This window comes from Thiogranum longum (assembly GCF_004339085.1).
GTDB classification, from domain to species: domain Bacteria; phylum Pseudomonadota; class Gammaproteobacteria; order DSM-19610; family DSM-19610; genus Thiogranum; species Thiogranum longum.
In genome coordinates, this window is the sequence record NZ_SMFX01000001.1 from 590,682 (window position 1) to 602,674 (window position 11,993).

14 protein-coding genes are annotated in these 11,993 nt (G+C 55.5%); 8 read left to right on the forward strand and 6 right to left on the reverse strand.

Annotated elements, in window-relative coordinates; all coding sequences use genetic code 11:
- Positions 1 to 65 precede the first annotated feature (65 nt).
- Positions 66 to 1,103, forward strand: coding sequence for a Holliday junction branch migration DNA helicase RuvB (ruvB, locus tag DFR30_RS02920; protein WP_132971246.1), 1,038 nt, complete (start codon positions 66 to 68; stop codon positions 1,101 to 1,103).
- A gap of 19 nt (positions 1,104 to 1,122) precedes the next feature.
- On the opposite strand, the gene DFR30_RS02925 is transcribed toward ruvB, so the two are convergent.
- Genes DFR30_RS02925 through DFR30_RS02935 form a run of 3 tightly spaced genes read right to left on the reverse strand, consistent with a single transcriptional unit; the run spans position 1,123 to position 4,397 of the window.
- Positions 1,123 to 2,250 carry a glycerol-3-phosphate dehydrogenase/oxidase gene (locus DFR30_RS02925; protein WP_132971247.1) on the reverse strand — a complete coding sequence of 376 codons (1,128 nt, stop codon included), beginning with the start codon at positions 2,248 to 2,250 and terminating at the stop codon, positions 1,123 to 1,125.
- Entirely contained in the window at positions 2,228 to 2,995 is a 768-nt protein-coding gene (locus tag DFR30_RS02930) for a glycerophosphodiester phosphodiesterase family protein (protein ID WP_132971248.1), read from the reverse strand. Before DFR30_RS02930 ends, DFR30_RS02925 begins: the two co-directional genes overlap by 23 nt.
- A complete protein-coding gene (locus tag DFR30_RS02935; protein WP_132971249.1) occupies positions 2,985 to 4,397 on the reverse strand; it encodes an FGGY family carbohydrate kinase in 1,413 nt (470 codons plus the stop codon). Before DFR30_RS02935 ends, DFR30_RS02930 begins: the two co-directional genes overlap by 11 nt.
- 71 nt (positions 4,398 to 4,468) lie before the next feature.
- On the opposite strand from DFR30_RS02935, the gene DFR30_RS02940 reads away from it, so the two are divergent.
- Positions 4,469 to 4,909: an HIT domain-containing protein gene (locus tag DFR30_RS02940; RefSeq protein ID WP_132971250.1), complete on the forward strand. Its 441-nt coding sequence runs from the start codon at positions 4,469 to 4,471 to the stop codon at positions 4,907 to 4,909.
- 17 nt (positions 4,910 to 4,926) lie between these two features.
- A complete protein-coding gene (locus DFR30_RS02945) occupies positions 4,927 to 5,133 on the forward strand; it encodes a hypothetical protein (RefSeq protein ID WP_132971251.1) in 207 nt (68 codons plus the stop codon).
- A 162-nt stretch (positions 5,134 to 5,295) separates the two neighbouring features.
- On the opposite strand, the gene DFR30_RS02950 is transcribed toward DFR30_RS02945, so the two are convergent.
- Positions 5,296 to 6,267: a molybdate ABC transporter substrate-binding protein gene (locus tag DFR30_RS02950; protein ID WP_132971252.1), complete on the reverse strand. Its 972-nt coding sequence runs from the start codon at positions 6,265 to 6,267 to the stop codon at positions 5,296 to 5,298.
- 179 nt (positions 6,268 to 6,446) lie between these two features.
- Between DFR30_RS02950 and DFR30_RS02955 the strand changes: the two genes are divergently transcribed.
- Positions 6,447 to 6,782 carry a TusE/DsrC/DsvC family sulfur relay protein gene (locus DFR30_RS02955; RefSeq protein ID WP_132971253.1) on the forward strand — a complete coding sequence of 112 codons (336 nt, stop codon included), beginning with the start codon at positions 6,447 to 6,449 and terminating at the stop codon, positions 6,780 to 6,782.
- 5 nt (positions 6,783 to 6,787) lie between these two features.
- Here the strand turns inward: DFR30_RS02955 and DFR30_RS02960 are convergent, their stop codons facing one another.
- Together DFR30_RS02960 and DFR30_RS02965 are read right to left on the reverse strand one after the other, a co-directional pair.
- On the reverse strand, positions 6,788 to 7,339 hold the full coding sequence (locus DFR30_RS02960) for a TlpA family protein disulfide reductase (protein ID WP_132971254.1): 552 nt from the start codon (positions 7,337 to 7,339) through the stop codon (positions 6,788 to 6,790).
- Positions 7,339 to 7,872 carry a hypothetical protein gene (locus DFR30_RS02965; protein WP_132971255.1) on the reverse strand — a complete coding sequence of 178 codons (534 nt, stop codon included), beginning with the start codon at positions 7,870 to 7,872 and terminating at the stop codon, positions 7,339 to 7,341. The genes DFR30_RS02960 and DFR30_RS02965 overlap by 1 nt, the downstream gene beginning before the upstream one ends.
- A 91-nt stretch (positions 7,873 to 7,963) precedes the next feature.
- Between DFR30_RS02965 and DFR30_RS02970 the strand changes: the two genes are divergently transcribed.
- The 4 genes from DFR30_RS02970 (at position 7,964) to DFR30_RS02985 (ending at position 11,834) form a co-directional block, all read left to right on the forward strand.
- Positions 7,964 to 9,415, forward strand: a complete 1,452-nt coding sequence (locus DFR30_RS02970; RefSeq protein ID WP_132971256.1) for a HAMP domain-containing sensor histidine kinase — start codon at positions 7,964 to 7,966, stop codon at positions 9,413 to 9,415.
- On the forward strand, positions 9,408 to 9,911 hold the full coding sequence (locus tag DFR30_RS02975; protein ID WP_132971257.1) for a hypothetical protein: 504 nt from the start codon (positions 9,408 to 9,410) through the stop codon (positions 9,909 to 9,911). The genes DFR30_RS02970 and DFR30_RS02975 overlap by 8 nt, the downstream gene beginning before the upstream one ends.
- A gap of 24 nt (positions 9,912 to 9,935) precedes the next feature.
- Positions 9,936 to 11,309, forward strand: coding sequence for a sigma 54-interacting transcriptional regulator (locus tag DFR30_RS02980; protein WP_132971258.1), 1,374 nt, complete (start codon positions 9,936 to 9,938; stop codon positions 11,307 to 11,309).
- Positions 11,310 to 11,585: 276 nt separating this feature from the next.
- Positions 11,586 to 11,834, forward strand: a complete 249-nt coding sequence (locus DFR30_RS02985) for an EF-hand domain-containing protein (RefSeq protein ID WP_132971259.1) — start codon at positions 11,586 to 11,588, stop codon at positions 11,832 to 11,834.
- Positions 11,835 to 11,993 lie beyond the last annotated feature (159 nt).

Consider the following 11,993-nt stretch of genomic DNA (forward strand, 5'->3'; position numbering starts at 1 on the left):
GCAGCTGTACGGTCTGGCTTTGTCAGTGCTGTACCCGTAACGGGTGAACCGGTATCCTCATACGCATGATTGAACCGGATCGCATTGTTACCGCCACAGCCTCGTCACAGGACGAGGCTGTGGATCGCGCCATTCGTCCGAAGCAGCTGGCTGACTATGTCGGCCAGCCGCAGGTGACCGAGCAGATGGAAGTCTTTATCGAGGCAGCGCGGCGGCGTAAAGATGCGCTCGATCACGTGCTGATCTTTGGCCCCCCAGGTCTGGGAAAGACCACACTGGCGCACATTATCGCCAATGAAATGGGCGCCAACTTGCGCCACAGTGCCGGACCGGTGCTGGAAAAACAGGGTGATCTGGCGGCCTTGCTGACCAACCTCGAACCGCACGATGTGTTATTTGTCGATGAGATTCATCGTCTCAGCCCGGTGGTCGAGGAAATTCTCTACCCGGCCATGGAAGACTATCAGCTGGATATTGTTATCGGGGAAGGACCGGCGGCGCGTTCCATCAAGCTAGATCTGCCGCCCTTCACGCTGGTGGGTGCGACGACCCGCGCAGGATTGCTGACCTCGCCATTGCGGGACCGTTTCGGCATCGTGCAGCGGCTGGAGTTCTATAATGCAACGGACCTGGCGGTCATTCTGAAACGCTCTGCACATATTCTTGGTATTGAAATCGATGAGGCCGGCGCCTGCGCGCTGGCCTCACGTTCCAGGGGCACACCGCGTATTGCCAATCGTCTGCTGCGCCGGGTGCGCGACTTTGCCGAGATCAAGGCGAAGGGGAAGGTGACGGCCGATGTGGTAGAGGCTGCCATGAACATGCTGGATGTCGACCCACAGGGTTTTGACAGCCAGGATCGGCGCCTGCTGCGAACCATTATCGAAAAATTCGATGGTGGCCCGGTAGGTGTGGAAAACCTGGCTGCCGCTATAGGTGAAGAGAAAGGTACGATCGAAGATGTGCTGGAACCCTACCTGATCCAGCAGGGTTTTATTATACGCACCCCGCGCGGCCGAATGGCGACCCGTCATGCCTGGTTGCAACTGGGACTCAAGCCGCCCAGACCGGAAGGTGAAGCATTGCCTTTAATCGACGGCTGACTTGCGGTAGAGAGGTTGCTTAACCTGTTCGTAATAGCTTCGTCAGGTGCTTCATGATTTCAGCAGCCGTATGGGCATGCGAGGTCAGCTTGCCCCCGTAAATACTCAGCAGGCGCGGTGTATTTTCGTCGTAGTGAAGCATGGTATCTCTTGAGCGATTGAACACCTTTGTATGACTGGCCGGTAACACGCGCAGGCCGGCAAAGGCCTCGATAACATCGCTGGTATCCAGCTTGCTGTTGAAATAATGGTTGTATACATCGAGCAGGTACGTTTGTTCCTCTTCCAGTGGGTGAACATCGGCCGGGTCCCCCTGGTAGTGGGTTTCAGTTGTACCGATCATGATCCGGTCCTGCCAGGGCATGATGAAGATAGCGCGCTGGTCCTGCGGTGCCTCCAGGTAGTAGATTCCCTGTTTCAATGATCCTGGCACGATGATGTGTGTGCCCTGAACCAGTTCAATATCCACAGGTGTTTGCCGGGGTGTAATGTGTTCAAGGACACGGTTAACCCACGGGCCGCTGGCATTGACTACTGCCCTGGCGGTAAGGGTTTCTTTTCCTGCCGGCCCACAGCACGTTATCTGGCAAGCTGCCGGTTCGCAGATGGCTTGTTCAAATATCGTGTTAAAAGAGACTTTCGCGCCAAGCGTGCCGGCATCATGAAGTATGGCGCGGGTCAGTTCGCGGTCATCGGTTTGCGCATCGAAGTAGCGGAATACTGCACGCAGTCCGCCCGTATTCAACCCGTCCAGCGTATCCCAGTCGCTTTCGGGTAGCCGGGTAAAACGGTGGCCGCCAAGCAGCTGGTATAGCCACAGTCCGGCAGCAATTTTCCAGGGCGGGCGCGTGGTACTTGCATAGACCGGTATATAGAACGGGGTGAGTGTCACCAGTGACGGACGCTCCTTTAGCAGGGTGCGTTGTTCCTGCAGGCACTGGCGTACCAGCCTGAACTGGCCGGATTCCAGGTAGCGCAGGCCGCCGTGGATCAGTTTTGACGAACGGCTCGATGTACCTTCCGCTGCGTGGCTGAATTGCTCAATTACGCGAACACTATAGCCCTGGAGTGCGGCCGCATAGGCCACAGCGGCGCCGTGTATCCCGGCACCGATAACGAGAACATCACACATCGTGGCGGCAGGCATTTCTGGCCAGTAGCGGATGTTTTATCAGGCGCGTGATATCGCCGGTTTCGATCAGGCGGATGCCGCGCTGTGCCCAGCCCAGTGCCTGTTGTGGATCCAGAATGTCATAGAGCATCCACTGCCAGGTGCCACTCCACAGAGGTTCGTCCGAGGGTATTTTCTTCTGGTTACAGATAAGGTAATCCGGGTTCAGTTGTTCGGCGCGTTTCCGTTGCGCGTCATTATAGCGGTGCAGTACCCAGCCGATCTGTAACGGGTCTGTATGACTGACAAGATGCAGTGCAGTGTCGTCGAAAGAAATAAGTACGCAACGATCATAATGTCCATGCAAGGTTTCCAGCAAGGTGGATATTACATTCTCTCGTCCAAAGTGATCCAGGCTTTCGGTCTTTATTTCCACCATGGCCCGCACATTGGTCTGCTCAGAGAGCCATGTCAGTACTTCATCCAGTAACGGAGTTACTGCAGGTTTGAACCGGTCACCAAATTTATCTGCTTGATGCACGCTGATATCACGGCAGTCCGCAGCGTCCAGATTGAACACGCTGCGTGTATCTTCGCCGGTTCTCCGGAAGTCGGCATCGTGTAGCAGCACGAATGTGCCATCGGCACACATTTGTATGTCGAACTCCAGCCAGCAGGCACCTGCTTCGACGGCCGCTTGCAGGGCTGGCCAGCTGTTTTCCGGGTATTCCCGCATATCGCCACGGTGGGCAACCAGCCAGGGTATGTTTTCAGTTGTCATTCGGAGTACCCGCTTGCTGGTCCAGCAGGTCAACAAATTTTCGGTAACGATCCAGTAAGGGGGCGTCCACCCGGGGGTAGAATACTGGCGCTTCACCCCGTGCAGACCAGTCGCCTGATTGTCCACCCGCCAGCCAGGCAACGCCACGAGCGCTCGCTTCGGGATCGTCAGATCGTTCGACCGGTCGTTGCGACAGGTTGGCAAGCTTTTGGCAAAGCGCGTCGAGATGTGAGAGACCGCCACTGACCTGGAGGTGCTCCAGCGTTGTTACGCGCAGCATATATTGCAGATTATATTGAAGCAGGAACAGGATGCTTTCGATGACGGCAACTGCGCGTTCCGCTTTCGTCAGTGCGGGGTTTTCCGGGACAAATTTCTGTTCCGTTTGTGGTCGCCACCAGGGGGATCCCAGGCCACCTGTGCTGTTCACAAACAGCGGTGGTGAGGTGATGTCTGCCAGCCACTCGGGGAGTCGGGCGGTTAAATCATTGACGCCGTACTGTTCCGAAAACCATTGTAATGCGCTGCCGGCACCGTTTACCGTGCCCTCGATCAGCCACTCCGCATTTTGTGTATCGCTGCAGGACAAGCTGCTGAGGAGTTCGGGTATCCCGTCATTCGGCGGTTGCGCAGCCAGAATAAATGCGCCACTCCCCAGGTTGATTCGTGCGCAGCCATGCGCAGGCACACCATTGCTGTGCCAGGCTGCATTCTGGTCGCCACACACTGCGGTTATCGGTATATCGCTGTCGACAAGCTTCCCGTAGTCAGTAACAACAGGTCGACATTCCGGAAGGTTGTGGAGTGGAAGCTGGAACCAGTCAGCAAGCTGGTTTGACCAGTCGAGGGAAGAGATGTCCATCAGCTGCATCCGCTGGGCATTGCTGTGATCGACAACATGGCCGCCACCCGTCAGATGCATGAGCAAAAAACTGGCCAGTGGGCCGAGTCGAAGTTCCGGTTCACTGGCCAGTAACTGGTGTAACCAGTGCAGCTTGCTGGCGCCATAGTGGGCGGAGAGTGGCAGGCCGGAACATTCACGGATGGCGGTAGCGTGTGGCTGAAGTGCGGTGACAAGCGGTGCTCCGCGGGTATCCTGCCAGCTAATAGCAGCGGACAGCGGTGCACCATTTGCCTGCCACGCCAGAACGGTGGAGCGCTGAGTGGTAATGCCACAGGCATGGACGCGATCGCGTTCCCCGGGTGGGAGTGACTGGAGGGTTTGCCTGACTGCTTCGGTGACAGAATCAAGTATTTCACCAGGATCCTGTTCCACCCGGTTCACCTGTGCCCTGTTGAGGGTGACGGGGATGAGGTGGCCGGCAACCCGTTTGCCGTTTGCATCAAACAGCAGCGCCCGGCTGGCGTGAGTCCCCTGGTCAATCGCGAGCACATAGTCCATGGCGCTAACGATAACGCCATTAGCTTGAATGCAGAAGAGGGCAGGCGTACAAAGCAGGTCAGAGACCACACATGGAGCAGCACTTGGACGAGGATTTTAAACTGCACCCGCGCCTGGCGGAGGATTGCATATCGGTTGGCCATTTGCGGCTGTGCCGGTTGCTGTTGCTGAATGATTCGCGTTATCCCTGGTTTGTGCTGGTTCCCACGCGTGCCGGTGTGACAGAGGTGTTTGAACTCAGCGAAACGCAGCAACAGCAGTTGTGGCGGGAATCCGCACAACTTTCGCGTTACCTGAAGGAAAAATACGCGGCAGACAAAATCAATATCGGTGCACTGGGTAACCTGGTGCCACAATTGCACGTGCATCATATTGCACGTTTCATTGATGATCCTGCATGGCCCGGGCCGGTATGGGGGCACAGTGCAGCAGTACCCTACAAAAAAGCAGACCTGCAGCAAAGGGTGGATTCCGTACGAAAGTGGTTTGCAGATGAGTTGACAGATAAATAACCAACAGGAGAACTGCGATGCAGAGATGGATCATCATAGCGTGCCTGGCCGGGTTGGCCTCGGCCTGCTCATCCCCGTCAGATGACGCTACAGAGTCGGCGGCTGATAAGCCCGAACATGTGTGGCAGGACCAGGTTGACACGCTGGAGAAGGCGCGTGGCGTCGAACAAACCCTGATGGATGCCCGGCAACAGCGTGACGAGAAGCTGCGCAAGCAGGAATAAATTACTCCTGTGGAAGCGGGTAATGTTATACCGTAATAGTGCCACCCCGGTCCGGAGGCTTCATTTTTCCGGAGGTATAGTGCATATACCTGAAGCTGTGGTAGTCGCCAGGCTTTCCTGGCCTGGCGACGCCCGGCAACGTTTTTACGATATCAGTTGCGCTCAGGGGATAGCTTTCAGTTTTAATTCATCGGGAGTGGCTTTAATAAATCCATGGTTGGCATAGATGTTCTGTGCAGCATCGCTTGCCAGGTAGTCGAGGAAGGTTCTGGCATTCGCCGGGTTGCGGCCGGTCTTCAGGGCGCCAATGGCATAACCGACCTTGTCCTGCTTGTTGTAGGGTGCGGGAATGGCCACACCATCAATTTTACGACCTTCTTTTTTGGCGTGAACAACCTCGGTAGCCCATACAATACCGACATCGGCTTCCCCGGTTTCAATGCGGTGCGGGGTTTCACGGTGATGGCGTGAGGTAAACCAGGTTTTTCCCGGCACGGCCCAGCAGCTTTTGCACATGGCGTTACCGGTGACTTTTTCATACAGCCCAAGGTCCTTGAGCATTTCCGCGCCGTAGAACTTGAAAATACCTTCGGTCAGTGGATTCGGGTGTGACTGCACCAGGTCATCACGGCCAAGATCTTCAGGGCCCTTGATGTGCTTCGGGTTGCCTTCAGCGACCATCAGCTCCAGTTTGTTATGGGTATAGATGATGTACTGGTCCATCATACCCTTGCCTTTCAGCTTTTTAAGGTGCCCAAGATTGACGCTGGCGTACAGATCGGGGTTCATGGCGGTATTGGTACCGTTAATCTGTCCCTGCTTGAGTAGCTGTTGCTTGAGTATCTGCCCCGGTGGGATGGTTTCCACGTAAACCGTTTTGATATCGGGGTGTTTTTTCTGAAAATCTCCGATCAGATCTTCCATGACCATGAACTGGTTGCCTGCCAGGTACATCACCAGGTCGGCCGTGTAGGAATCGCCGATTTTCCCGTAGTCGGTAGTGTCATTGCTGTGGAAAGTACGGTAGTCGTGCCCCTGGCCGGCATCCTTGGCGGCCTGCGCATTCAGTGATGTAACTAACAGGATCGGTAGAAATATCAGGGCGGAACGTAGGCTTCTGGCAAGATTCTTCATGTCTGCTCCTCGTCTGGTTCTGTGGTTATTCTTGTCATCTTTATGGTTAGTCTTATAAAGATGGCGGCAGGGCGCAAAATATTCCCGTCAGTCAGGCAGGCGAAATATCCGAAAGCTGCTATGCTTTTTTCAGGGTGCGCAGCTTGCGCCTGTGTGAACTGACTACGGGAGAAATAGCTATGGCAGTAGTGGGTCGAGAATTAACATTCCCTTATGCGCCGGAAAACTGGTCGCCTGAGGAGGCGCTTGAGATTGCCCGTGAAGAAGGGCTGGATATGAGTGACGATCACTGGGAAGAGCTGAATGCCCTGCAGGAGTACTATTCTCGCAGGGAGGCTATGCGTATCAGTGTGCGGGAGCTGTGCGATGCGCTGGATGAGCATTTCCACGACAAGGGCGGTATCAAGTACCTGTACGGACTCTTTCCGGGTGGGCCCGTTGCACAGGGTTGCCGACTTGCCGGCCTCGAGGTTCCGGCTGGTGCGATTGACCGGGGGTTTGGCAGCGTCGTCTGATTTTTTCAGGGTGAGTCATACGTGGTACCGGACGCACTGCGCACCAGCGCCTTGAGGAATCCCAGGTACTCGGGCTGGTCCCATGGGCGCCCCCCGAGTGCCTGGTAACGAACCTGTCCCTGAGGGTCGATCAGGTAGGTCGCAGGTAAACCACGGGGTTTCCATACTTCTGTGACTTCACCGTCCCGATCCATCAGCGTTGTCATGTCTGGCGCAACGCCTCCCAGAAAGCTGAACACAGTATCTTCGTCCTCGGCAGTATTAACGAGCTGGATTTTCAGGGGCTGGTTTTCCATCAGCCGGGCCATTCGCTGGATAGCGGGCATTTCCTTTCGGCAGGGCCCGCACCAGCTGGCCCAGAAGTGCAGGAACACCCATTGTCCCTGTCCGCTGGAAAGGCTGTCGCGGTTACCATCCATATCATCAAGTTCAAAGTCAGGTGCCGGGCCGATGGCGTACACACGGATGCCGGTGGGCGGCTTGATATTTCCGCTGTCGGCACCAACCGGCAGTATGAATAGCAGGGTCAGCAGCAGGAGAGGGAGTGAAAGGCGCATCAGGACATATTCTCTACACAGCGCAGGTTATCGAAATCAAGTTTCACCGCTGGCCCCTTTCCCTCTTTACCGGTCGCGAATTCGGCGTGCAGGTGGATAGGGCCTTTCACGCGGGGCAGGATAATGTTGCCACCCTCGCTCTCTCCCGGCTGGTAGTCCAGAAGTTCTGGCAACAGGGTCCAGCGGAATGTTGATCGGTTTGCAGCAGGCATGCCCATGTCTTTCCACTTTTCAAGCCAGTAATTGCGATGATAGCGCTGCAGGGGTTTGCCGTTGGCAGTAAATGTCCACCGGGCCAGATCGAGCCAGACGATATCCTGACCGGTGTTAGTGACTCGTACGGTAATAAAACATTGTGCATGGAGCGGCTTGATCATGGCATCCGGGAAGCCGCGCGCCTCATAGAAAGCGCTCATCTGGTCAGGTGTACGTGGTTTGAACTGTAACTCGACGTCAGCTTTTTTTGCAGCGTACAGAGGCAGCCCTGTAACGGTGAGCAAGCCGAGCAACAGCAGTGTGATGGGCGATTTCATAGGGTGATACTACCTGAAAACACAGGTGGTATTTCAAATTTGCCGGTCTTTCACCGACAATAGGCGTCCATTTAACCTGAGGTGTCTTGTCTTGCGTTTGTATCGCCCCAAATCGATTCGACGATTACTGCTGGTCGGCTTTGCGCTGGTGGTGATTCCGCTACTGGCGGCGCTGCTTCACGCTACCTGGTCAGTCGACCAGCTGGTGGCCCAGGGGCAGCGCGCCCTGTTTGCCACGGTGCGCGCTACCCAGAGTAGCCAGCTGCTGGTCGAGGCTATTACGGCCATGGAGCGTAATGCGCGTCAATACCAGGTGACCGGCGAAAGCAAGCTGCTGGAAGTCTACCGGGAGTATCACCAGCAGTTTCTCGATGCGGCGCGCCGGCTCGCGGTTCTGAACCTGTCTGAGTTGCAGCGCCAGCGGCTGGAAATGATCGAAACCGTTGAAGCTTCCATGAATGAGGCCTTAATGGCGGGATTTCCACATGACGCGCCGGAAGTGCGTTCTGCAGTTGATGGTTTTCGTGAGCTGACGCGTGATGCGCGCAAAATGCTGGTTGATAATCGCCAGCTGGTCGAGCGCGAAGTGGATCGGCTGGACGCCAAAGGCGAAGGGTTGCAGCGAGGCCTGATCGTGCAGGCCATGGCGCTGGTGCCGGCGGCACTTATCCTGACGGTATTTTTCACTGTTCTTATCACGCGTCCTATCCGGCAGATGGATCGGGCTATTCGCCGGCTTGGCGACGGTGATTTTTCCCGTTCCGCTCATATCGTAGGCCCACGCGACCTGGAGCAGCTCGGTGAACGACTGGACTGGATGCGTATGCGTCTGCTTGAGGTCGAGCAGGAGAAAAACCGCTTCCTGCGCCACATTTCCCACGAGCTGAAAACCCCGCTGACAGCACTCCGCGAGGGTGCCGAGTTGCTGACAGAGCAGTCAGTTGGCAGTTTGAATGCACAGCAGAGCGAGATTGTGGCGATTTTGAGGGATAACAGCCTGCAGTTGCAGAAACTTATCGAGAACCTGCTTGACTTCAATGTCGCCAGTTCCAGCGCCGCGCAGCTCAAGCTCAGCGTGGTACCGTTACACCGGGTGATCGAGTCAGTACTGGAGGACCACAAGGTAGCCGTACTGGCGCGTCAGCTGCTGCTGGATGTGTCACTACAGCCGGTCGAGCTGGACGGTGACCGTAAAAAATTGCAAACGTTGGTGGACAATCTGCTGTCCAACGCTATCAAGTTCTCCCCTGTTGAAGGGCGGCTGCGGGTAAAGCTCGAATGCCATGGCGAGCAGGCCGTGCTGGAAGTGGCTGATTCCGGACCGGGCATACCAGAGGAGGAACGACGACGCATTTTTGATGTCTTCTATCAGGGGTCCTCGTCATCAAATGGCCACGTACGTGGTACAGGAATTGGATTGTCTATTGCGCGTGAATATGCCCAGGCGCATGGCGGCTATATTGAAGTTATAGAAAGTGAAGACACCGGAGCATGCCTTAGAGTCGTGCTACCGATACACCGAACGGAGGTTGTAGGTGAGTAAGGCCTTAATATTTATGGTATTTGTTCTGGTTTCTGGCTGTGCGCCGGTAACCGTACAACGCACTGATGGCCCGGTTCCTCTGGCCGTGCGCGTGGACGATGCCGCTTACTGGTTGGAAGAGTGGAACCGTATTCGAGATCTGCCGGACGACATGCTGCAGCGTACGCTGCAGACCCGCGAGCGTGATTTTGCAAAATTTCCTACACCACGCAGTCGCTTACGGTTGTCTCTGCTGCTGGCAGAAGGCCCGAAGTCAGTACGTGATCAACCCCGTGCCCTGACACTGCTAAAAGGACTGGACACCAGCAGGGCGAGTGATAGCGCCAAAGCATTGGCGGTTTTGCTGGAGCAGATTGTCGAGGAACAGTTGTGGTCCCGTGATAAAATCAACGAATTGAAATCCGGATTGAAGCAGGCTGATACGCGCGTGGAAGAGTTGGAACGACAGTTGCAAGAGCTAACCAACATTGAACAAAGTATCCAGCAGCGTAACTGACCAATAAGGTTAGAAGGAGTAGAAATGAGCGCATGTCGTTATCGTGTCATGGTAGTAGATGATGACCCCGCCCTGTTGCGGTTGTTGTCCATGCGCCTGTCAGCAGTAGGCTATGAAGTCACGGCTGTTGAAAGCGGGGAAAAAGCAGTTGCACAGATCCCGACCTTCCAGCCTAACTTGGTAATCACGGACTTACGGATGGATGGCATGGATGGCATGACGCTGTTTGACATGATTCATCGGAGCAGTCCGGCGCTGCCAGTGATCATTCTCACGGCCCACGGCAGCATCCCGGATGCCGTCAATGCGACCAGCCGTGGTGTGTTTGGCTACCTGACCAAACCGTTCGATAGCCAGGATCTGCTTGAGCAGGTGACTCGCGCGCTTCGTGTTACCGGTGAGCAACAGAACCGTTCCGAAGCCTCGGCTGTCGCTGAATGGCGTCAGGGTATTATAACCCGCAGCCCGTTGATGGAAGACCTGCTTGGGCAGGCAAGGCTGGTGGCTTCAAGCGGTGCCAGTGTATTTATTCATGGTCAGAGCGGTACCGGCAAGGAAGTGCTGGCGAAAGCCATACACCGTGCCAGTCCGCGCGCTGACGGAGAATTTATTGCGGTTAACTGCAGCGCGATTCCGGAGACCCTGTTCGAGTCCGAATTTTTCGGTCATGCCAAAGGGTCTTTTACCGGTGCCACGCGCGAGCACAAGGGCCTGTTCCAGGCCGCCGAAGGCGGTACGTTGTTCCTCGACGAGATCGGCGATATGCCTATGAGTTTCCAGGTCAAGTTATTACGAGCTATCCAGGAGCGCACCGTTCGGCCGGTCGGGTCAACCTATTCAATTCCGGTGGATGTTCGTATCATTTCGGCAACCCACCGGGATCTGGACGAGTTGCGCAAGGGCGGCGGCTTCCGTGAAGACCTGTATTACCGTCTGAATGTCGTTACGCTGGATATCCCGTCACTCATCGAGCGTCGCGAGGATATCCCTCTGCTGGCCAATCATGTATTACACAGTCTTGAGGACGCCTCTCGCAAGGGTGTTAAAGGCTTTGCGCCGGATGCCATGGAGGCGCTTCTGTCGGCGCCCTGGCCGGGGAATGTCCGCCAGCTTTACAATGTAGTGGAGCAGTCTGTGGCATTTACCACCACATCGCTGATTCCGGCCAGCCTGGTACAACGTGCATTGCGTGATGAAGCGAACGAGGAAATGCCGGCATTCGCCGATGCGCGTTCGCGTTTTGAGCGTGAATACCTCACCCAGCTACTGCAGATTACCAGTGGTAATGTCAGTCAGGCCGCACGTATCGCCAAGCGAAACCGTACCGAGTTCTATAAGCTTTTACATAAACACCATCTGAATCCCTCCCAGTTCAAGGGTGCCCGCGCGGCGACCTGAATGCATTGCTGTGTGACCGGCGGCCTGCTTGTGCGGGTCGCGGCTCAAATTGTCGGGATACAGAGACACCTCAGCTTATTGTTAACAATATAGATTTAAGCTAATGCGTTACTTCTGTCGTCAGAAGGTAACGAAATCTGCCGGTTCTGGCCGAAATTTCTACTGTTGAGCGAAAAATCTTTGGGCAAGCGGCTGTGCTGCGGTGCTTTTTCAAAGCTGGCATATCCCTTGCTGCCGCACTCTGTAAAAACATCAAACAAGAACTGAGGAGTGTTTATGAAAGTGCTGGCAGGAATAGTTCTGTCGTGTATTGCGGCAGCCCACGCGTACGCCGATACGGTTGTGTCGGTCGATGAGCGCGGACTGGTGGCATTCATACATCTTGATAGTGATCACAATGGCTATGTAAGCCGCGTTGAGGCCCGTTCTATTACGGGCGTGGAGCGTGCGTTCGATACGGCTGACAGTAACCGTGACGGTTTGCTGGACAAGGGTGAATACACACAGGTCAGGCAGGACAGATGAACTGTGGTAGCAATTGCATGTGTCGAGCAGCGGGATAGTCAGTTTTCCTCCTGGTGATAATCAGGCTTCTGTTCCCGCCCATGGGAAATACGCGGTCCCCCAGACCGCGTTTTTTTTATCCTGCGTCGCTACAGGTGCAAAGCAAATGCTGCGCCGGTA